Annotated in this window: 18 protein-coding genes, 2 tRNA genes and 3 pseudogenes; 10 read left to right on the top strand and 13 right to left on the bottom strand. The window is 33.9% G+C overall.

The window, feature by feature from the left end; genetic code table 11:
• The first annotated feature begins 259 nt into the window (after positions 1 to 259).
• On the top strand, positions 260 to 1,627 hold the full coding sequence (locus WP_RS02540) for a hypothetical protein (RefSeq protein WP_007301958.1): 1,368 nt from the start codon (positions 260 to 262) through the stop codon (positions 1,625 to 1,627).
• Positions 1,628 to 1,634: 7 nt separating this feature from the next.
• Here WP_RS02540 and trpS read toward each other — a convergent pair whose 3' ends face one another.
• The 5 genes from trpS to WP_RS02565 all read right to left on the bottom strand — a co-directional run bounded on the left by trpS (position 1,635) and on the right by WP_RS02565 (position 6,516).
• The gene (gene trpS, locus WP_RS02545) at positions 1,635 to 2,633 is read right to left on the bottom strand and encodes a tryptophan--tRNA ligase (protein ID WP_007301959.1); all 999 of its coding nucleotides are present in this window, start codon (positions 2,631 to 2,633) and stop codon (positions 1,635 to 1,637) included.
• 15 nt (positions 2,634 to 2,648) lie between these two features.
• Entirely contained in the window at positions 2,649 to 3,209 is a 561-nt protein-coding gene (locus WP_RS02550) for a nucleotide exchange factor GrpE (protein ID WP_007301960.1), read from the bottom strand.
• Positions 3,210 to 3,270: 61 nt separating this feature from the next.
• Complete coding sequence (locus WP_RS02555) at positions 3,271 to 4,257, bottom strand: polyprenyl synthetase family protein (protein WP_007301961.1); 987 nt, start codon at positions 4,255 to 4,257, stop codon at positions 3,271 to 3,273.
• Positions 4,258 to 4,267: 10 nt separating this feature from the next.
• Positions 4,268 to 4,582: a 30S ribosomal protein S16 gene (gene rpsP, locus WP_RS02560; protein ID WP_006015540.1), complete on the bottom strand. Its 315-nt coding sequence runs from the start codon at positions 4,580 to 4,582 to the stop codon at positions 4,268 to 4,270.
• Between the two features lie 134 nt (positions 4,583 to 4,716).
• The gene (locus tag WP_RS02565; protein WP_012481850.1) at positions 4,717 to 6,516 is read right to left on the bottom strand and encodes a peptidylprolyl isomerase; all 1,800 of its coding nucleotides are present in this window, start codon (positions 6,514 to 6,516) and stop codon (positions 4,717 to 4,719) included.
• Between the two features lie 189 nt (positions 6,517 to 6,705).
• Here WP_RS02565 and WP_RS07120 point away from each other — a divergent pair.
• The 3 genes and pseudogenes from WP_RS07120 to rho all read left to right on the top strand — a co-directional run bounded on the left by WP_RS07120 (position 6,706) and on the right by rho (position 9,729).
• Positions 6,706 to 7,419, top strand: a pseudogene (locus tag WP_RS07120) (IS5 family transposase).
• A 103-nt stretch (positions 7,420 to 7,522) separates the two neighbouring features.
• Positions 7,523 to 8,128 carry a cell cycle transcriptional regulator TrcR gene (locus WP_RS02580; protein ID WP_007301964.1) on the top strand — a complete coding sequence of 202 codons (606 nt, stop codon included), beginning with the start codon at positions 7,523 to 7,525 and terminating at the stop codon, positions 8,126 to 8,128.
• A 194-nt stretch (positions 8,129 to 8,322) separates the two neighbouring features.
• Complete coding sequence (gene rho / locus WP_RS02585; protein WP_007301965.1) at positions 8,323 to 9,729, top strand: transcription termination factor Rho; 1,407 nt, start codon at positions 8,323 to 8,325, stop codon at positions 9,727 to 9,729.
• Between the two features lie 265 nt (positions 9,730 to 9,994).
• Here the strand turns inward: rho and guaB are convergent, their stop codons facing one another.
• Complete coding sequence (gene guaB, locus WP_RS02590; RefSeq protein ID WP_012481851.1) at positions 9,995 to 11,482, bottom strand: IMP dehydrogenase; 1,488 nt, start codon at positions 11,480 to 11,482, stop codon at positions 9,995 to 9,997.
• 123 nt (positions 11,483 to 11,605) lie between these two features.
• A complete protein-coding gene (gene rsmA, locus WP_RS02595) occupies positions 11,606 to 12,400 on the bottom strand; it encodes a 16S rRNA (adenine(1518)-N(6)/adenine(1519)-N(6))-dimethyltransferase RsmA (protein ID WP_007301967.1) in 795 nt (264 codons plus the stop codon).
• 77 nt (positions 12,401 to 12,477) lie between these two features.
• Here rsmA and WP_RS02600 point away from each other — a divergent pair.
• The 4 genes from WP_RS02600 (at position 12,478) to WP_RS02615 (ending at position 15,391) form a co-directional block, all read left to right on the top strand.
• A tRNA-Thr gene (locus tag WP_RS02600) sits at positions 12,478 to 12,550 on the top strand.
• A 24-nt stretch (positions 12,551 to 12,574) separates the two neighbouring features.
• Positions 12,575 to 13,276: a triosephosphate isomerase gene (locus WP_RS02605; RefSeq protein ID WP_007301968.1), complete on the top strand. Its 702-nt coding sequence runs from the start codon at positions 12,575 to 12,577 to the stop codon at positions 13,274 to 13,276.
• Positions 13,277 to 13,426: 150 nt separating this feature from the next.
• A complete protein-coding gene (gene murD / locus WP_RS02610; protein ID WP_012481852.1) occupies positions 13,427 to 14,782 on the top strand; it encodes a UDP-N-acetylmuramoyl-L-alanine--D-glutamate ligase in 1,356 nt (451 codons plus the stop codon).
• Between the two features lie 18 nt (positions 14,783 to 14,800).
• Positions 14,801 to 15,391: a COQ9 family protein gene (locus tag WP_RS02615; protein ID WP_007301970.1), complete on the top strand. Its 591-nt coding sequence runs from the start codon at positions 14,801 to 14,803 to the stop codon at positions 15,389 to 15,391.
• A gap of 400 nt (positions 15,392 to 15,791) precedes the next feature.
• On the opposite strand, the gene WP_RS02620 is transcribed toward WP_RS02615, so the two are convergent.
• Together WP_RS02620 and WP_RS02625 are read right to left on the bottom strand one after the other, a co-directional pair.
• The gene (locus WP_RS02620) at positions 15,792 to 16,664 is read right to left on the bottom strand and encodes an IS982-like element ISWpi16 family transposase (protein ID WP_007301954.1); all 873 of its coding nucleotides are present in this window, start codon (positions 16,662 to 16,664) and stop codon (positions 15,792 to 15,794) included.
• Positions 16,665 to 16,760: 96 nt separating this feature from the next.
• A complete protein-coding gene (locus WP_RS02625) occupies positions 16,761 to 16,943 on the bottom strand; it encodes a hypothetical protein (protein WP_007301971.1) in 183 nt (60 codons plus the stop codon).
• Positions 16,944 to 17,147: 204 nt separating this feature from the next.
• Here WP_RS02625 and WP_RS07950 point away from each other — a divergent pair.
• Together WP_RS07950 and WP_RS02640 are read left to right on the top strand one after the other, a co-directional pair.
• A pseudogene (locus tag WP_RS07950) lies at positions 17,148 to 18,088 on the top strand (IS5 family transposase).
• 224 nt (positions 18,089 to 18,312) lie between these two features.
• Complete coding sequence (locus tag WP_RS02640) at positions 18,313 to 18,603, top strand: hypothetical protein (RefSeq protein ID WP_007301973.1); 291 nt, start codon at positions 18,313 to 18,315, stop codon at positions 18,601 to 18,603.
• Here WP_RS02640 and WP_RS02645 read toward each other — a convergent pair.
• The 4 genes and pseudogenes from WP_RS02645 to WP_RS07955 all read right to left on the bottom strand — a co-directional run bounded on the left by WP_RS02645 (position 18,600) and on the right by WP_RS07955 (position 20,782).
• A complete protein-coding gene (locus WP_RS02645; RefSeq protein ID WP_231834422.1) occupies positions 18,600 to 18,962 on the bottom strand; it encodes a hypothetical protein in 363 nt (120 codons plus the stop codon). The two genes, WP_RS02640 and WP_RS02645, sit on opposite strands and share 4 nt — an antisense overlap.
• Positions 18,963 to 19,166: 204 nt before the next feature.
• Positions 19,167 to 19,238: transfer RNA gene (locus WP_RS02650), tRNA-Gln, on the bottom strand.
• Positions 19,229 to 19,564 (bottom strand): divalent-cation tolerance protein CutA, encoded by a 336-nt coding sequence (cutA, locus tag WP_RS06955; RefSeq protein WP_007301975.1) that lies wholly within the window; start codon positions 19,562 to 19,564, stop codon positions 19,229 to 19,231. The genes WP_RS02650 and cutA overlap by 10 nt, the downstream gene beginning before the upstream one ends.
• Before the next feature lie 277 nt (positions 19,565 to 19,841).
• Positions 19,842 to 20,782: pseudogene (locus tag WP_RS07955) on the bottom strand (IS5 family transposase).
• Between the last annotated feature and the right edge of the window lie 169 nt (positions 20,783 to 20,951).

A 20,951-nucleotide genomic window follows, 5' to 3' on the forward strand; every position in this document is an offset into this window, starting at 1 on the left:
GACATCTAATCTTTCCATAAATGCTGTATTTCAACATAAAACAACTATACTCATCAACTTGTGCCCAATCATAATTCCTAGATTCCAGTGTTAGCTACTTGTTTTTTGGATTTCTATACTATTGCTGATTGAAGATTATTGAAATTTTTTGCACATTAAGGAACGCAAGCGTTTATGAGTCAGAGGATAAGTCATATAACATTTACTCGGTCTTAATACTTTGAATTTATATTTAAGTAAACGATAAACAGTAATTGGTATGAGTGATCTATTTAAAAGTGACAATTATGATAAAAATCTCAATTCTTTGATAAGAGTCATAAAGCTGAAGGATACAAAAAAAATTAATGAACAATATGATGAAACACTGAAAGATTTATCTCAAGCTCTGAAGAATTTTACAAACAACGCAAAAGATGTAGCCAAATTTGTTATATATAGCGACTTGAATAATTATGTAGAACCTTTGAGCACAAAGCCACTCGGTTTTATTGGAACATTAAAAGGGATATTAGATAGAGTCTTGGGAAAAGATATTCCAACTAATGATAATGACATAAAAAATTTTGTTGGTGATGAATTATCAGGTTTCACTATAGAAAAAGCAGCCGAATACACAAATATTTTAAGTACAATTAATCTATTCAAGAAAGGACTTAAAGAAATTTTAGATTCGAAACAGAGTGGAAAAGGCAATAAAGAACATAAATCATACGAAGTAAGCACGGAAAATAAAACGACATCAAAGCAGAAGGAAGATACTCCTAAGCTGCAAAAAGGAAAACAGCCGGCAGGAAAATCAGGTATGAAGAAAATAAAACGGCCAACAACGGCACCTCCGCCACCTCCTACTGCCTCAAAAAAGGTACACTTTAAACCAGAAATAGAGAATGTATCTCCTGAAGATTCAGGCTATGAAAGTTCATTAAGTGAAGAGTCTGGAAATGAGGAAATATCAAATTATCAAGAGAAAAGTAGTAAATCTTCAACAAAAGATTCGGAAGACTCAAAGTTAGCTAAAAAGGAGCCAACTCACAAAACGAAACCTAAGAAAAATGCAGGAACAAGAAGAGGATATAAAAAGAGACAGGCTCCAGAGCCACCAGCGCTAAACGCTACCAATCAAGAAATTAAGCAAGAAACTAAAGAAGATAAATCTGAAATACTGTCAAATCCTAAAAGGCTAGATATTGTTGATCAACAAGTGAGCACGAAACCAATAATAGTAGAAGTGACTTCGCAAAAATCAGCTGAAAGTAAACCAATCCTGAAAAAATCTGCTGATAAAGCATCATCAGAAGTAAAAGCGGTTATTATAAAAGAAAAAGTAAATAGCAAGAAGGACGGTAGAGTAAAGTCAATAGTAGGAAAGTTTGAGCAAAATCAAGTTGCTAAGAGCAAAGCCACCCCTGCAACACAAGCAGATATCGGTATGAAGAAAGATCCTGCACCATCGCAAGAAACTGCCTCCCAATCTCACTCATTTCCGGTAGGAAATAAAAGATCTAAAATGAACCCCATAACAGCAAAGTCCGATTCTAAACTTCCGGTTAGTAAAAAACCTCTTCTCACTCATGTTAGTGTAAAGAAAATAGCTGCACGATTTGAAAGCCATGGGAAGAAATAGTTGTAACCTATTGAACAAACCCTATAATATCCTTGATCTTTTTTATATTGTTATTTGCAATCTCTGCTGCTTTTTCTGTACCTTCTTTTAATATTTTATGTAAATGGAGCTGATCCCTCAAAAGACCGTTCAACTTCTCACGTATGGGTGATATAACACTGATGATTAAGTCAGCTAACTCTTTTTTAAAGTGTTTCATATCATGTTTATTCACTTCTTCACACACTTTTTCCACATTTAAATCACTAAGCACTGAATAAACGTTTACCAAATTGTTTACTTCTGGACGGCACTTTAAAGTAGCAAAATCAAAGCCTAGAATTGAATCTGTTTTTGCTTTTTCTATTTTCTTGACAATCAAGTCATCTGTATCGTCAAGGTTAATGCATGAGTATTCTGAAGAATCAGATTTGCTCATCTTGCTTGCTCCATCTCTTAAGCTCATTATCCTTGATGTACAATCCAAAGTTAAGATTTCAGGTATGATGAAATGACTACATTTATAATGATTGTTAAAAGCTGATGCAATATCACGTGCAAGTTCTAAATGCTGTTTTTGATCATCGCCAACAGGAACATATTTAGTTTGATACAGCAATATATCCGCAGCCATAAGTACTGGGTAGCTATATAAACCAAGAGAAGCTTTTTGTCTATCGCTTCCAGCCTTATCTTTAAATTGAGTCATACGATTAAGCCAACCAATTGGTGTATAGCACCCTAGCAGCCAGCCCAATTCTGCATGACCACTAACTGCGGATTGATTGAAAATAATCGACTTTTCCGGATCTATTCCACATGCAATATAAGTTGCTGCTGCTTTAAAAATATTATTTTTTAATTCATTTGCGGGAAGCTTATTTGCTGTGATTGCATGCAGATCAACAACACAAAAAAGAGATTTATATTTATCCTGCAAGCCTATCCACTGCTTAATTGCACCAAGATAATTGCCCAAGTGTAATACTCCACTTGGCTGAATACCTGAGAAGACAACTTCTTCCATACCTTGAGTGTTTTATTAGTTACTTTCGCAATCAGCAGATTTTTTAGAAAGAATAACCATTGCAGGACGAAGCAACCTATTTTTAATGGTATAACCAGTTTGTAGTACTTCTACAATAGTGCCAGGCTCTTTTTCATTATCTTCTCTTTCCACAACAGCTTGATGTAAATTGCTGTCAAAAGAGTTACCTATTGGATCTATTTCTTCTATTCCATGTTTTTTTAGATCACTCACAATCTTTTGGTGCGCCACTTTTATTCCTTCATGAATAGGATCACCATCTTTCAAGTTTTCCATTGCTTTTTTTAAATTGTCACAAGAGTCGATCATATCACGTGCAAATTTTGTGACTGCATAATCACTTGCATCGCTAATTTGCTTTTGCATTATACGTTTAACGTTTTCATTATCCGCAACAGCGCGACGTAAATGATCTTCAAGCTGAACTGCACGTTCTTTTAATATATTAAGCTCTTCACTTAAATCACCTGTTTGCTGATCTTCTTGATCATCCCCTTTTCGTTTACTGACCATATCTGCAAATTTCTTTTTTTTCTCTTTATTACTATCTGACATATCATTCACCCTTACAAACTTAATAAATATATAACAATCAATCAAAAATATCAAGCGTTAGCTATCCTTGTCTTTCTATGCTTGCATTTAAAAAGTCAATCAAAGCAGTTTTATAAAGAGAATCAGAAAAAGTATCAATATTACTTTGCGCCATATTAATATAGTGTTTAGCTTCTTCCATAGAAACATGAATGGCATTATGATGATTAATATATTGTAATGCTTGGTCAAAATTGTGTCTAGCTGAAGAAAAAGATTTCTCCCAGAATTTTTGTTCTGATGGACTGCCTTTTTCATATGCTATAATAGAAGGTAAAGTAACTTTACCTTCAAAGAAATCTTTTCCAAGTTGCTTTCCTAAAGTGCATTGATTAGCAGTATAATCTAGCACGTCATCAATTATTTGGAATGCCATGCCAAAATTAAACCCGAAATTCCTTAGCCTCTCTGTTTCGTCACTTGTGGCTCCAGATACTACTGATGCAGCCTCGGAGCATGCAGAAAATAAAGATGCTGTCTTTTCTCCAATGATATTAAAATAATTTTTCCTAATTGTGTTAGGGTCAAAACGCGTTGTCATCTGCTTTATCTCACCCTTGACAAGCAAATTAGATGCCTTAGATAAAATAGAGAGAACACTTAAATTCCCACATTCTATAAGCCATCTAAATGCTAAGGTCAATAATAGATCACCAACTAAAATGCTTGATTTATTCCCCCAAATTTTATTTGCTGTTGCAACTCCATGGCGTGCCTTACTTTCATCAAGCACATCATCATGAAGTAAAGTAGCGTTGTGTATAAATTCTACCGATGCAGCAATGTTGACCCTACTCTCTCCAGAGTAATTCAGCATTTTACACATAATAAAAATGAGCTTAGGCCTTATCTTTTTTCCTCCTGAATTAATAAGATGAGATGTAATATCGGTAGCAAGCTTAGTACCTTCATCATTGACATTTTTGAAGATAAAGTCATTCATAGCCAATAAATCAGAAGATACAATATCATCTAATTTACTACTTTTTGTTAAATCAGTGTTTAGCATTTAAGAGGACTTATGCTTCTTGCCCTTGTACTTTCTCAACTTTTTTCTTTTCTATTTTTTTCGATTCTGTTTCTAAATCTACTATGCCTTTTTTAATGAACCACATTACCCTTTCAGTTGCTTGCGCTCCTACACTTAGCCAATGTTTTAATCTATCAGCTTTTACCACAACACGATTTTTATTGTCTTTTGGCAACATTGGATCATATTGTCCTATTCTCTCAATAAAGCGCCCATCTCTTGGTGCTCGTGAGTCGGCTACAACTATCCTATAAAAAGGACGTTTCTTTGCCCCAAACCTTGCTAACCTTATTTTAACTGCCATGTCAACCTTTATTCATATATTAATTACAATTTAAATACAATAAACAGCTCAAGTCAAACTAATTGTACCTCTTTTACCTAAAAATACAATATAGCCCCCTCTAATCACTCATAAAAGGAAGATAATAAACTTTTTTATATATCATCAATCATAGCATGATTAACTTCTACTCTATACTTTGATTTTAGATAGCTAATTAACTGTTCCTTTAGCGATATCATCACACGTTTTCCGGTGTCAAGCATGTTTAATTTACCATTTGATGAATGCATTTGTTTTAGAACGCCTATTATAATTTCATTATTGTATTGAATAGGATCTGTTACCGAATTAGTTGTTTTCATATTGAAAATCTCTTCTATGAAAGAAAAAGGGTAGTTTTGTTCATTGCGTTGTATTTGCTGGCCTTTAACCAATTTTATACCTTGCATTTCTTCCAAATCTGTCTTTTCTCTTAGTTGAACTGCTACTTCTTGTCCCATTTTAAACATTCTTTCTTTTATAAATTCACTACGCCAAAGCTTTATGGCTGATTCCCTACTTTCTTCAAAATTTTGTAATTTAGGAGGAACGATATCACTGATTTTTACACCAACAACAGTATCTCCAACACCCTTAAAATAACTCTTCTGATCTTTCTCGCGTGAAAAAATGAAAGAAATGAAATCACTGGAATTTCCTACTTCATTACCACTTTGGTCTTTTCCACTAGCATCTACTGGACCAATGGTTTGTATAGGTAAATTGTAATTATTGGAGATTTCTTCAATCGTTGCACCATTGTATATCTTATAATTCACTTGATTTATGAAATCATTGACTTTTTCAAAAGACTTTTGATTGGTTAAAACTGACCTTATGTCTTTTTTTAAATCAACCAAGTCTTCATCAGAGATTTGATGTATGCTTTCTACCTTTATTACGTGCCATCCAAAATTGCTTGTTAAAACTTCACTTACTTCACCTGTTTTGAGAGCAAATACCTTTTCTCTCATATTTTCAGGTAAGAAATCCTTAGTTATATTATTTACTCTGGTTTCATCGAGTTTCACTTTATTAAACTCTTCTATTATTTGTTCAAAGCTTGCTTTACTTTCTTCAAGTGCTCTTCTTGCTATTTCAGCTTTTTCTTTGGTAGGAAATATCACATTGAATATGTCTCTTTGATTTTTAAGTTCCTGATGTTCTATTATACTATCAACCTCTTCATCTGAAATTCTGATTTGATCTTCAAAATATTTTTGATCCAGAGAAATGTATTGCGCAGTTCGATACTCAGGGTAATAAAAATTGGACTTATTTCTTTCATACAAATCAAGTAAGGCTTGATCATCTGGTTCAGGAACGTCTGTAATTGCATCCTCAGTTATTTTAACAATATCAACTACTCTAGTTTGGTAGCGATTTTTGTATATCTGCTCATCAACACCCTCACCAAAAGTTACCGGATAATTATCTTTAAATAACGAAGTCATGAACATCATTGCAGGCAGGATTTTCTCTAGTTTTTCTATATATTCCTTTTCTGTTATATGCAGGCTATTTAGAGTTTGATGGAATTTATTATGGTCAAATTCTCCTTTATCGTCCTGAAAGTACTTGGTATTTTTTATGTGGCTTTTGATAGATTCTTCTCCAACTTTTAATCCAAGTTCGCTAATTAGGTTAAACAATAGTTTTTGCTCTATAAGTGCGTTAAGTAAATCATATTTCAGCTTTTTTACTTGTTCTTTACTTACATCAGATCCAGAAATTTGCTTTTTATAATTTTGATATAGTAATTTATATTCATCTGATGTTATAACTTCCTTTCCTACTTTAGCTAATTCTTTCCTTTCATCATCATTTGATAAAAGATTGCCAATCCCCATAAAGATTAATAAGCAAACTAAAAGGAGAACGATTGCCTTGGTAAAAAAATTTCTAATACTCATTGTAAACTTAGTTAACTAACACTTAAATTTAGAATAGCAATAATTTAATATTTGTAAATCTATTAATAAATTAGCTAATATATGTAATATTGTAGTGTATTAAATTGAATGGAAGCTTATATTAACCTAAGAGCCTGTAAGTGATCTCTGAATATGGTAAGATGAGGTATAGTTGACATGAGGTAAAGTATGAGGAATACATATCCAAGTGACATAAGTTGTGAAAAATTCGAAAAGATTAGACTAATTTTAGAAAGCGTGCGAAAGAAAACAAAGCCAAGAAGATTAGGTTTATATGAGTTATTTTGTGGTGTGCTTTATGTACTAAAAAGTGGCTGTCAATGGCGAATGCTTCCAAAAGAGTTTCCAAGATGGCGAAATTTTTACGATTACTTCAAGAAATGGAGTAAAAAAACGAATGAAGATAGAGAAAATGTTCTAGAAATTGTCTTTAAAAAAATTGGTTGGAGAGAACAGTGGTCGAAATACCAAAACAAGCTTCTGCATCATTGATGCCCAAAGTGTAAAAAATACCGATCGCAGTTGATACACAAGGTTTGACACAAGCAATTCATATAACAACGGCAGAAATAACTGATCGTAGCAGTGCTTTGACAATGGTTAAAAATGCTAAAGAAAGTCTCTCTGAAGTTAAAAACATACTGGTTGATGCAGGCTACACTGGAGAAAATTTTGCAACACAGATGAAAGTAACTATTGGTGCAACTGTTGAGGTGAAGCACCTTTGCTGTATTGCCAAAAAGATGGGTTGTTGAGAGATCTTCTTTTGCCTGGTTGGAAAAATGTAGGCGACTTTGGAAAAATTGCGAGCGTAAATTTAATACTAGCCTACAAATTTGCTTTTGCTTCTTTCCTCTTCAAAAGATTATGAACAGGTTCTAAGAGATAAGAAATATAAACCAAAAAGCCATTGGATGACAAAGTTAATGCTTTTTTAGTTTTAATGGTTTATATTTTATTTCTATAACAGCAAAGGAATATTAAAATGGGAGATGTTTTTTCGATGTCAATGGAATCTTCTAAAGACAATAAAGATAGAAATGAACAATTTCTCATGCAAGTAGCTGCTTGGTTGGTTGATAACACTAGCTTAACTTTTGATCAAATAGCACAATGTTGCAAGTTATCCCTTGAAAAAGTACAAGACATAGCTGATGAGGAAATAGAAGTTGAAAAGTATGACCCTATTATTTCTGAAATAATTACTGAAAAAGAAATCGATAATTGCAAAAAAAATCCAAATCGTGTACCAAATTTGATTATAAAAAATATGAAAAAAAGGGCAAAGACGATTAGCTTTCTTGCCTTTGCTTCCACAGCAAGGCGTAGAGATAAACCTAATGCGATTTATTATTTGGTAAAAAAATTTCCTATCTTGAACAATAATGTAATAGCTAAGCTAGTTGGTACAACAAATTACACAGTTGAGCAGGTAAGAGATAGATCTCATCATAACATACTCAATATCAAACCTCAAGATCCTGTACTACTTGGTTTATGTAGCCAGGAAAATTTAGAAGCGGAAGTAGAAAAAGCGAAAGTAGAAGAAGAGAAGAAACAAAGATTAAAAAATATAAATAATAGCTATTGATGATTCTCAAATTCTTGTACTTTGTTAATATTAAATTGACTTGACTTGTTAGTTTTTATCAGTATAATGCAAGTAAAGTATCTAGTTTAATAATAATTAAGTCTAAATACGCACTGAAAACTAGCTCAGCCTAATTTATTGTTTTATATTCACATTTTAGGTTAGTAAGCATCAATTAAAATTTTTGGAGGATTATGACAACAATCAATGAAGATGTCTTAGCAAAAGGAGGGGTTGTAGGTCAACCTGAAAAAAGCGAACAAATTCATAATGCTGACGCAGTAAAACAAATGACCAGTGAAGGTGCTGAAAAAAACAAGAAAACATTGGACCTGAGCGAATTGAAAGAGAAAACAGCAGAAGAATTGTTAGAGCTAGCTGAAGAAAGAAAAATTTCAACTAGTGGTAAAGGCAATGGCAGGATGCTAAAACAGGAAATGATATTCAGTTTAATGAAGAAAATGAGTGAAGAAGGAGGCATAACCACAGGAAGTGGAGTAGTGGAAATATTGCCTGATGGTTTTGGTTTCTTACGTTCATCAAGTGCAAATTATGCTCCAAGTACCGATGATGTTTATATTTCCAATGGCCAAATAAAGAAGTTTAATTTACGTACAGGAGATATGGCATGTGGAGAAATAAGGCCACCTGGTGATAAAGAAAGATATTTTACTTTAACTAAGGTTCAAAGTATAAACTCTACTGAAATCAGTGAATTAAGAAAGTACGTCCATTTTGATAATTTGCTTCCGCTTTATCCTGAAAAAAGCCTCATCCTTGAAAACAACAGTAGCGGAGATAATAAAAAAGATATAAACATGCGTGCTGTAGATATAGTTACACCTCTTGGAAAAGGACAAAGAGCATTGATAGTTGCTCCACCTCGTACAGGAAAAACGATATTGCTTCAGCAAATGGCTCACTCTATAGCTACAAATCATCCTGAAATAGAACTAATAGTATTACTTATAGATGAAAGACCCGAAGAGGTGACAGATATGATACGCTCTGTAAAGGGTGAAGTGGTAAGCTCTACATTTGATGAACCTGCCTACCGTCATGTCCAACTTGCTGAAATAGTAATAGAAAAAGCTAAAAGAATGGTTGAACACAAAAAAGATGTAGTGATTTTGCTTGATTCTATAACTCGTCTTGCACGTGCTTATAATGCAGTCATTCCTTCGTCTGGAAAGGTTCTAACCGGCGGTGTAGATTCAAATGCGCTGCAAAGACCAAAACGCTTTTTTGGAGCAGCTCGTAATATTGAAAATGGTGGTTCTTTGACAATCATCGCTACAGCCCTTATAGAAACTGGTTCAAAAATGGATGATGTTATTTTTGAAGAGTTTAAAGGCACAGGTAATGCTGAAATTATACTAGATAGAAAACTTGCTGATAAACGTATATTCCCTGCTATTGATATTACAAAATCCGGAACAAGGAAGGAAGAGCTATTAGTTGATAAGGCCATACTAAATAAAATATGGGTATTGCGTAGGATACTTAACCCTATGGGATCTGTTGAAGCAATGGAGTTTTTACGTGACAAATTACTTTTAACAAAGAGCAATGCTGACTTTTTTAACTCCATGAATCACTAAAAGTAAGCCAATTCTGATGGAGCAAAAAAGCAAAGCTCTCTTATAGCTAAAATAATTTGGATTTATCAAAATATATTAAGCTGGCAATCTACCTTAAGTTGCTATTCCAACTTATAGCACTGATTTTGATCAAAAATTTTATGTAGTCAGTTTATTTACAATCGATTTTCCAGTGTCAGCCACTTAGATGACATCTTTTTGACTCTTAATATTAATATCAATTGTGTACCAGTGTTGAAATGACCCACTCAAAAGGGGATTGTATTTACTCTGAATCAGATGATAAATTAGATGCTTGGTAAGCGTAATTTGGAGCTTCCTGTGTAATGATTATATCATGAGCATGACTTTCTCTTAACCCTGATGAAGTAATAGTGACAAATTTGCAGTTTTTTTTCATCTCTTCTATATTACGGTTGCCAGTGTAACCCATTGCAGCTTGCAACCCACCAATTAACTGACAGATCACTCCTGAAGCTGGACCTTTAAAAGGAACTCTTGCTTCTACTCCTTGTGGGACTAAATCAAGTTTTGAATCTTGAAAATAACGGCTAGCTGACCCTCGTTTCATTGCACTAATAGATCCCATTCCTCGATATTCCTTATATGCTCTACCCTTATACATGATAATCTCACCTGGGCTTTCCTCAGTACCAGCAAAGATTGAACCTATCATCACAGTATCAGCACCAGCTGCAATAGCTTTTGCAACATCTCCCGAATATTTTATTCCACCATCAGCAATTAGTCTGACGTTTTTTGTTTTACAAACCTCTGCAATATTCTTGATCGCAGAGAATTGTGGCATACCAACGCCTGTAACTATTCTGGTAGTACAAATTGATCCTGGCCCTATTCCAACTTTCACTGCATCAACACCAGCATCAATCAACGCTTCAGCAGCCTCCTTTGTTGTAATATTTCCGCCGATTAATTGCGTATTCGGATACATCTTTTTTATTTCCTTAATAGTGCTGATAACGTTCTCGGAATGACCGTGAGCGGTATCTACAATAACCACATCAACTTCTTCTTCGACCAAAGCTTCACATCTTTCTATACCGTCTTTTTTACCAGTACCAATTGCAGCGGCAACTCTGAGTCGACCTTTACTGTCTTTACATGAATTTGGATATCTATTGTATTTTTCGATGTCTTTAACTGTGATTAGACCTATGCAACAAGAATTTTCATCAACAACCAAAAGCTTCTCTATTCTATTTGCATGCAACAATTTCATTGCTGAGGCGCTATTTACTGCCTGCTCTCGAACTGTTACTAACTTATCTTTTGTCATTACCTCGGAAACTTTTATATTCATGTTCTGGTCTTCAATAAACCTCACATCTCGATTAGTTAAAATTCCCACTAACTTGCGTTGATCAACTACAGGAATGCCGGAATAATTATACTCTCTCATTAATGAAACTGCTTCTGCAACTGTTTTATCTGGGGAAATTGTAATTGGGTTATACACGATCCAGCTTTCATATTTTTTCACCCTTCTTACTTCTAACACTTGTTCATCTATTGATAAATTCTTATGTATGCAACCTATTCCACCATGTTGGGCAATAGCTATTGCAAAGCCTGATTCAGTGACAGTGTCCATTGCAGAGGATATGAGAGGGATATTTAGTTCTATATTATTTGTTAGATAAGTTCTTGTGTCTGCATCACGAGGCAATACATCAGAATAGGCCGGTAAGAGAAGTACATCGTCAAACGAATAACAAGCTTCCATTTTTTTCATATGCTTTATTTAAAGCTTATACGCCAATTAATGAAATTGCAATAGAGCTTTTGCAAAATTAGCCTGGCTCCAGCTATTTTTAGATCAAAATAGGATAGAAGAGGTATGTAGCTCCTAATATATTTATCGCATAATTATATTATTTGCTAGCAAACAGAACTGCTCAATAGTTAAGCTTTCTGGACGTTCGTCTCCACTCAGTTTAGCATTCTCAAGAGTAGTTGAGACATCACTAGTTATACTTTGCAAGCTATTTCTCAGCATCTTTCTTCTTTGAGCGAACACAGCACGTGTTAGCTTTGTTAAGGTTTCTAAATTTACTGCAAATCTTGGAGTGGGTAAAGGTTTTACTGTAATTACTGAAGAATATACTTTTGGTCTTGGAAAAAATTCCTTAGGTTCAATATCAAATTCCTTTTTTATGTCGCATAGTAACTGGCTTAGCACTGATAGGGAACCATAATCCTTAGAATTAGGTTCTGCTGTAATACGCTCTGCTACCTCCTTTTGGAACATTAACGTCAAATTCGTAAAAAATTTTATATTATTTAACCACTTTAAAAATAACGCTACTGAGATATTGTAAGGCAAGTTAGCAATGACTTTGACTGGACATTCTACCAGCTCTTTTTCTACAACATTAAGTGCATCTGCTTCTATAATTCTATATTTTCCCTGATGCTCATTTAGCAATTGTTCGTGATGTTTCACTAAACTACTATCTTTTTCTATAGAAAGTAGAAACTTTGGATTATATGCCAATATTTCTCTTGTTAACGCACCATACCCAGGACCAATTTCAATAACATTAAAATCTTTCAGGCTACCGGCTAAGGCAACTATTCTTTTTATTATCTCATTCGATAAAATAAAATTTTGCCCTAGACTCTTTTTTGGCTTCAGTAAAAATTTTCTCATATAATCTTATTATGCAGTATTTTAAAAATTAGTTGACGAAAATTCATCAATAATTGTATATTGTCAGTGTATTTAATGCCGGCTTAGCTCAATTGGTAGAGCAACTGACTTGTAATCAGTAGGTTGTCAGTTCAAGTCCGACAGCCGGCACTCTCATTCATATAAGAAAAATTGATGTCTTTTTTAATAGTAGCAAATTGGAAAATGAATGGAACACGTTCTTCATTTGTTGACTTTATAGGCAAACTTAACAACAAGAGCAACGAAATTACCTCTAAATTAGTAATTTGCCCTCCTTTTACATCATTTCAAAGCAATATAGAGTTGAACAACAATATTAAAATAGGAGGACAGAATTGCCATCATAAAGAGTTCGGTTCTTACACAGGTGAAATTAGTGCAGGAATGTTGAAGGAACTAGGATGTAGTTACGTAATACTTGGACATTCTGAAAGGGCTCATGAAACAGATAGTGAAATAAAACTGAAATCAGAAACAGCAATAGAATCAGGATTACACCCAATCATCTGTGTAGGTGAAAACTCAGAAGATTATAAAAATAAAAAAACAAAAGAAGTAATAGAATATCAATGCAAAAACCGTTTGCCAACACAAGGTAAATATACCATAGCATACGAACCGATATGGGCAATAGGAACAGGAAATGTGCCAAATAATGACGCAATTGCTGAGGTAATAAAATCCTGTACTGGTAAAAAACACATTATATATGGTGGTTCAGTCAGTTCAGAAAATATAGAAAACTTGCTCAGTATTCCAAATTTATCAGGAGTTTTAATTGGCAGTGCAAGCTTAGATTTTGATCACTTTTATAAAATCATACAACAAGTCGAGAAAAAATTTTCTCTTAATTAATTCTAAAGGATAAATACTCTTATTGTCATGGCAAGGGAGTTGGCAAAATGTGTCAAGGAGTTTTCTATTGGCTAAGGTTGTGACAATAAAGTTAAGCACTGCCAAAAACTATGGAAGAAGTCATTATAATTTGTATTATATCTTTATAAAATGGTTCGCATAAGTTATCTAGAAGTGCAACTAAACAAATACAAAAATCAAAGTGTTGCGGTTTTCGGCCTTGGTAAAACTGGTTTGTCCGTTATTAATGCTCTAACAAAAAGCAGTGCAAAAATATATGCATGGGATGATAATAAAGAGCAAATAGCAAATGCAAAAAAGATATATAAAGAGTGTAACTTTACTCATCCCAATGAGTATAATTGGCATGAGATAAGCACACTAATTTTGAGCCCTGGAGTGCCAATACCAACGCATTGGGTAGTAAAACTTGCAAGAAGCTTTGACTGCAAAATAAAATCAGACATTGAGCTATTTCTTGAAACTAAAACTACAAATCAGAAGGTTATAGGCATTACAGGAACAAATGGCAAATCAACTACCACATCACTAATAGGGCACATATTAAAATCCACAGGGAAAAAAGTAGCTATCGGTGGGAATTTAGGTATGCCTATTTTGGATTTAGAAAGAGATGCAGAAATTTATGTAATTGAATTCTCCTCTTTTCAATTGGAGCTAATGAATGAAATTAATGTGGATATTTCTGTATTGCTTAACATCACACCAGACCACATAGATAGACATGGAAGTATGAATAACTATATAGCAACTAAACTAAAATTGATAAACGGTAGCAAGATTGCCGTGATAGGATGTGATAACAAAATTACCTCTGATGTATTCAATAAATTCACTGGGAACAAAATTCCAATCTCAGCTTCGATGTCACCCTCTTTGTCATCCCAGTGCCTAGGCACTGGGAAACTAGAGAATCATAGCTTATCAGTAAGCGACGTGAAAATAAACCTAGTATCCAATGTAGAAAATATAGTAGCTGCACACGCTGTGTGCAAGTTACTTGGAGTAGATAGCAGCACTATTGTCAATGAAATCAAATCCTTTCCAGGGCTAAGACACAGAAATGAATTTCTTGGCAAAATACATAATGTACTTTTTATCAACGATAGCAAAGCAACCAATGCAGAATCGACCGAAAAGGCAATTTTATCTTATAAAAACATATATTGGATTGTTGGCGGAAAAAGCAAAAAAGGCGGAATAGAATCATTAAGCAAGCATTTCACCAAGATTAGAAAAGCTTTTCTTATTGGAGAATCAACTGAAGTTTTTGCAAACATTATGGAGAACAAAATAGATTATATGAAGTGCTATAATCTAGAAAACGCATTTAAACTGGCTTTTGAAGAGGCCATAAATAGCAAAGAAGAAGTAGCGATATTACTTTCTCCTGCATGTTCTTCTTTTGATCAGTGGAAAAATTTTGAAGAGCGCGGTGAAGCATTTTGCAGAATGTTTGCAAATCTCAGGTACAATTATATGTGATGTTTAGTATAATATTGTATGGAACAAAAGTTAATAGTAGATGAGCTGATTAAGGTTATTCCATTTGAAGGAATAAGTGATGCAACCTTATTGAAAGTGTGCACGAACCTTAACCTAGCCAATAGTTTTTGTAAATTTCAGAATGGAATATATAGTGCTTTGGAGTACATAGCAGAGGACTTAAATAGCTCAATGGAAACTGAACTTTGGAATTCCAATTTAGAAGATATGAAGGTAAGAGAGCGGATAAAGTTAGCTGTCCAAATACGCCTTTCAAACTATGCTAAGTTACAAAATTACAGAGAGTTTTTAAAAAATGTTTTATCATTCTCTATATTACCCCAAAATACATATTTTTCTAGTAAACTCTTGTACAGAACTGTTAGCGCGATTTGGTATGGCATTCATGATCAATCAACAGATTTTAACTACTATACAAAAAGAGCAATATTAGCTGGAGTGTACTTAAGTACGATACTTTTTTTTATCAATGATTATTCAGAAGATTTTGCAGATACCCTGTCGTTTCTTGACAAACGTATCAACAATGTCATGACATTTCAAAAGTTTAAAACCCGTTTGAATAGAATGGTAAGAAACTTCTTATAGCCTCTTTACTTATACGAGTTACTCGTATTTATACCTAAAGCTGCCTTGATTTTTATGTTAAGATAATTGAACATCCACTAACAGTGAGCTTAACAAAGAACTTGATTGAAAGCAATACATTAAAAAGTAGTTTTGCTGGAAACTTGAAGTAGACAGAATTGATACACATAAAGCTGATCCATGTACAAAAGTATCTGTTAAGATACACGACTAATGCTGTGTGATCCATAGAGGTTATTACAATAAGAATGTAAGATCAAATAGAAATTTGGATTTGCAGTAGTTTATAGACCTTATTACAACTGCAAAGGATAAATTAATTAGTAATGGATTTTAGGTTAAACTACGTCTGAGTTGGATAAAACTATACAAAATGACTACTTTTAACCTCAGTTATGGATTAGCCGATAAAGAAAGGCATAGAAATAGAAGGCTTTTTGGACTGCATGGAGTAGGAAATCAGAACAGAAAAAACATGAATTAGGAAATTTGTTGGCGATCTATGTCTTGTATGCTCAATCTCAAATTTGTTTTTCAAGGAATCAAAAACAGTCTCAATAATCGACCTTTTCCTTAATAAAATCTTCTCTTTAAGTGAAATTAGTGCGTTTTTCATACCTTTTTTTACTTTAGTGACTAACTTTAGGCCTCTATCGAAGAGTTTCTCAAAAAGCTCTTTCTTTATATAGCCCTTATCTCCAAACAAAAGTCCGGTCAGTCTTTTAGTGAGAGTTGGTAAAGGTTTTCTGTCATCAACGTTACCTTTGGTTAGGGTAAGTGCTTGAATTTCACCAATTTCGTTAATCACTAAGTGCAACTTGAAGCCAAAAAACCAACCATACGTACTCTTACTAATTTCTGCTAGATGATTAAAAACTTTATTCCTAGAGATCCTTTTTTTGTGGCAAACGGCAATCGTAGAGGTGTCGATGTAGGAAGTGCCGGTCATTTTCGCTTGTTCACAGAACCATTGCAAAAGTAATGCTAAATACCACAAAACTCGCGGCTTTAAGGCAATAAATCTGTGATATGAAGGCAGCTTTGAAAACTCTGATCTATAGAATAACTGAAGATAACAAAGATAAAAAGCCTTGAAGTTTTTACATGGTGATTTATGGTATAACAGGATTATGGTTAGAATTTCTGAGTGCGCTATTTCTGGTACTCTGGTTGGTTTTTTGCCGTTTGATAAGAACCTATTTGCAAAATTATCATCTACCGCACGACAAAAATCCTCGACGCAACAGTACAGTTCTGTAATATCTTTCTTCATGGGTAACCTCTTATTATTACTAAAATACTCGAGTTTACCCTGTTTCCCTCTTCTTAGTTATACTTTTATCTATTTTCTAATCCATAACTGAGGTTTTTAGCAGCAAACATTAGAGCAGTTTTTCCAAGAGCAGTTTTTTTCATAGTCAAAATGAGGTAGACTAAGAGTACTAACTACATAATTAACACCTGCGTTTGCTATTTCTACTAAGTATTTTACTACATCCAAGTGACCTGCTTGAGCAGCATCAAGTAAAAAGAGTGGAGCAACTATCTCCATGAGGCTTCTTTTGCCTTTTTTTGCTTGCTTAATATTTATAGCTAAAGCTTCAGGGTGTCATTTCAGTGCGTGACGCAGAGATGTACGGAGATTGAAGATCAGTGCTTGACACTGGAATGGCTTTGTTGCACCACTCAAGGAAAGAACAGGCAGTTACTGATGGAATTTGTTATAAAATAGATATTTAGCCGACAAAGGAAAAATATGCCAATAAGAATGAAAGTCAGTAACTGCAATGAATATAACAAATTTCTTCAAGAAAGGGGAAATGTTTTTCATTATATCAACGATGCCATTGAAAATTGGTACGAAAATAGTCCAAAAGTAGCAGGTGGCAACAATGTCTACAGCGACAAAGTAGTGATTCTAATTCACATAATAACCTATCTATTCAGGATTGGTCTTAGGCAAACAGTGGGATTTATAGAGAAATATCTTGAGCAAATAGGGAAAATTTTGCAAATTATCAGCTATTCGCAGGCTTCAAGAAGGTTTAAAAAGCTTAATATCAAAATCAACGACTGCAGAGTTGATAAGAACGATATGGAAGATATTGAAATTGCTATAGATAGTACAGGTATCAGCATCTACAATAATATTCCAAGCCATAGTAAGGCAAATGGTACAGATAGAAAGTATCGCCGCTATGAGCAAACAAGATGTAATGCTAGAGATAGGTAGTAAAAAAGTTATAGCTGCAAAATACAGTAGTGGAGTTTATTCCGACCACTATGGAGCCTGTGATCTTATTGAAAGAGTGGATACCAAGTATAACATAAGCACGATATATGCAGATAGATCGAAAGAAGTTATACAAACTGTGCGATGAGCTTGACATAAAGACAAGGATTCCTCCGCAAAATAATGCAGTAGAGCATCCAAAGTTGGATTATATGAATGAGAGAAATTCTACAATCAAGCTCATAAAGTCATATGATGAAGATGGTATGAAGAGGTGGAAAAAAGAGATAAATTATTGGAAGAGATCTTATATAGAAAGTTTTTTCTCGCGACTGAAGCAAATATTTGGATTTAGTTTTAGGAATAAATCTGAGATTAATCGTGAGAAGGAACTGCTACTCAAGTGTTATTTGCTTAACAAATTTACTGAAATAGGCATGGCTAAGTTTGATATAGCTTCATGAATTTATTATACATTACCCACTATCCGAAGAGCTGTGCAACAAAGCCATCCCAGCTCGGATAACAAGAAAAGAAGCACTGGTTTCACATAGATCTGAACAGATATAATTTCTTAAACATTTATAGCTCACATAAAACCCGGTCTGACTGTCATAAAGGCTACTCATTGCAGCAGACAACTTTCGCACTACTTCAAATTCTAATTTTCAACTTAAAGAGGTACGTAATGTCAAATAACTTCAATTTCAAAGAATTTTTTCACCATCACGAAGCAAATAGCACTTTAGATGATATACAAAGGTACTGCATACTGTGGCAATCAGTGATATCACAGGCAATGATTGATGCAGCAAGTAACTGTAAAAAAACAGAAAGCTTGGTAGAGAAACGTAAAGCAATTTCCTGGCTATCAGACTTCAGTCAAGATTTTGTTGAAACATGTATACTGGCTGATTGCGATCCATTATACGTAAAAAACAAAATACAGCCAATTCTAAAAAAGATAAAGCCCTTTTAATGAGGTTTACCCCTCTCACCAAGAAAAATATCATTTAATCTTTTTTCTATAGCTTCATCTATATCTTGGATTAATAGCTGCTTTATCATATTCACTTTCCGTTTTGCCTCTTGAAGATTATTGTTACCGTAACTGTTCTTATTACTATAACCATAACTACTGCCATTTGGTTTATTACTCATTTTTCTTCTTGTGCTGAGTATCTGAACTATCTTCTCCTTGAAAAAAGACTTCCAGCCTGTGCCAGAAAATAATTTGTAGAGAAAATGCGGAGTAAGAAACGCTACTAATATTCTAATAGAAACTCCATAACCCAAATCATCTCTATTTTCATAATACCATTTTAAATATTGATACAAATGGTAAAATGCATTTTTGAAAGAGCTAAACTCTACAGCATACCAAAAGCCACTGGTGAGAAACATGAGCATAATGCTCGATGTATAAAGATACAGAGTGAAAAGAAATAGCTTGACAACTATATCTTTCAAGCTGCCCAGTATATAATTAAATAACCTTAATTTATAAAAAAGTGATATCATTTCACGCACACTTTAATAAAGCTGGGGTGGAAGGATTCGAACCTTCGCGTGGCGGTATCAAAAACCGCTGCCTTACCACTTGGCTACACCCCAATATTGTTTATATCAATAACATTATTAACCCAATTAGTAAAAGATTTATTCGCTTTTCCTATGGGTATTATCACAACGGCTGGTTGATCATAAGAATGCATTGCCTCGATTTTTTCTACAATCTTATCAGTCTGATCATTCCTGCTCTTCATAATTGCCACTATTTCACAATTACTATTAATTTTACCTTCCCATAAATACAGAGAATTTACTTTGGGAAATATATTTACACATGCAATTAACTTCTCGTTTAACAATTCTTCAGAAATAGTCTTAGCCTCTTTCAGGTTTGAAAAAGTTATATAGACTAAAACTAAGTTGCTCATTAATCGCTACATAAATGCATTTTTACTATACTCTACTTAGATTTATTCATCAAGAGAAAATAGGAGAGACCTCTTCAGTGCTTGACACATAGAAATTGAAGATGTCATTTAGTAGCTCTCCCCTTGTCATCCCAGTAGTTCTCCTCTTGTCATGCAAGTAGCTATCCAGCCTTTCTTACCAACAAAAACTTAGCATAACTTTTGTTCTCAAAAAATTTCTGGATTCCAGTGGGCTTTGTTGCACAGCTCTTCGGATAGTGGGTAATGTATAATAAATTCATGAAGCTATATCAAACTTAGCCATGCCTATTTCAGTAAATTTGTTAAGCAAATAACACTTGAGTAGCAGTTCCTTCTCACGATTAATCTCAGATTTATTCCTAAAACTAAATCCAAATATTTGCTTCAGTCGCGAGAAAAAACTTTCTATATAAGATCTCTTCCAATAATTTATCTCTTTTTTCCACCTCTTCATACCATCTTCATCATATGACTTTATGAGCTTGATTGTAGAATTTCTCTCATTCATATAATCCAACTTTGGATGCTCTACTGCATTATTTTGCGGAGGAATCCTTGTCTTTATGTCAAGCTCATCGCACAGTTTGTATAACTTCTTTCGATCTATCTGCATATATCGTGCTTATGTTATACTTGGTATCCACTCTTTCAATAAGATCACAGGCTCCATAGTGGTCGGAATAAACTCCACTACTGTATTTTGCAGCTATAACTTTTTTACTACCTATCTCTAGCATTACATCTTGTTTGCTCATAGCGGCGATACTTTCTATCTGTACCATTTGCCTTACTATGGCTTGGAATATTATTGTAGATGCTGATACCTGTACTATCTATAGCAATTTCAATATCTTCCATATCGTTCTTATCAACTCTGCAGTCGTTGATTTTGATATTAAGCTTTTTAAACCTTCTTGAAGCCTGCGAATAGCTGATAATTTGCAAAATTTTCCCTATTTGCTCAAGATATTTCTCTATAAATCCCACTGTTTGCCTAAGACCAATCCTGAATAGATAGGTTATTATGTGAATTAGAATCACTACTTTGTCGCTGTAGACATTGTTGCCACCTGCTACTTTTGGACTATTTTCGTACCAATTTTCAATGGCATCGTTGATATAATGAAAAACATTTCCCCTTTCTTGAAGAAATTTGTTATATTCATTGCAGTTACTGACTTTCATTCTTATTGGCATATTTTTCCTTTGTCGGCTAAATATCTATTTTATAACAAATTCCATCAGTAACTGCCTGTTCTTTCCTTGAGTGGTGCAACAAAGCCATCCCAGTGTCTGGGGACTAGGATGACATCTTTCTTGATCTCTTGTATCACAATGTTCGTACAGCTATGTGCTTGTTAGCGGA

It is taken from the genome of Wolbachia endosymbiont of Culex quinquefasciatus Pel, assembly GCF_000073005.1.
Lineage (GTDB): Bacteria > Pseudomonadota > Alphaproteobacteria > Rickettsiales > Anaplasmataceae > Wolbachia.

Coding starts and splice junctions, on each gene's coding strand:
- WP_RS02540 (WP_007301958.1), top strand. CDS start 260: ATGAGTGATCTATTTAAAAGTGACAATTATGATAAAAATCTCAATTCT.
- trpS (WP_007301959.1), bottom strand. CDS start 2,633: ATGGAAGAAGTTGTCTTCTCAGGTATTCAGCCAAGTGGAGTATTACAC.
- WP_RS02550 (WP_007301960.1), bottom strand. CDS start 3,209: ATGTCAGATAGTAATAAAGAGAAAAAAAAGAAATTTGCAGATATGGTC.
- WP_RS02555 (WP_007301961.1), bottom strand. CDS start 4,257: ATGCTAAACACTGATTTAACAAAAAGTAGTAAATTAGATGATATTGTA.
- rpsP (WP_006015540.1), bottom strand. CDS start 4,582: ATGGCAGTTAAAATAAGGTTAGCAAGGTTTGGGGCAAAGAAACGTCCT.
- WP_RS02565 (WP_012481850.1), bottom strand. CDS start 6,516: ATGAGTATTAGAAATTTTTTTACCAAGGCAATCGTTCTCCTTTTAGTT.
- WP_RS02580 (WP_007301964.1), top strand. CDS start 7,523: ATGGGAGATGTTTTTTCGATGTCAATGGAATCTTCTAAAGACAATAAA.
- rho (WP_007301965.1), top strand. CDS start 8,323: ATGACAACAATCAATGAAGATGTCTTAGCAAAAGGAGGGGTTGTAGGT.
- guaB (WP_012481851.1), bottom strand. CDS start 11,482: ATGAAAAAAATGGAAGCTTGTTATTCGTTTGACGATGTACTTCTCTTA.
- rsmA (WP_007301967.1), bottom strand. CDS start 12,400: ATGAGAAAATTTTTACTGAAGCCAAAAAAGAGTCTAGGGCAAAATTTT.
- WP_RS02605 (WP_007301968.1), top strand. CDS start 12,575: ATGTCTTTTTTAATAGTAGCAAATTGGAAAATGAATGGAACACGTTCT.
- murD (WP_012481852.1), top strand. CDS start 13,427: ATGGTTCGCATAAGTTATCTAGAAGTGCAACTAAACAAATACAAAAAT.
- WP_RS02615 (WP_007301970.1), top strand. CDS start 14,801: ATGGAACAAAAGTTAATAGTAGATGAGCTGATTAAGGTTATTCCATTT.
- WP_RS02620 (WP_007301954.1), bottom strand. CDS start 16,664: ATGAAGAAAGATATTACAGAACTGTACTGTTGCGTCGAGGATTTTTGT.
- WP_RS02625 (WP_007301971.1), bottom strand. CDS start 16,943: ATGGAGATAGTTGCTCCACTCTTTTTACTTGATGCTGCTCAAGCAGGT.
- WP_RS02640 (WP_007301973.1), top strand. CDS start 18,313: ATGTCAAATAACTTCAATTTCAAAGAATTTTTTCACCATCACGAAGCA.
- cutA (WP_007301975.1), bottom strand. CDS start 19,564: ATGAGCAACTTAGTTTTAGTCTATATAACTTTTTCAAACCTGAAAGAG.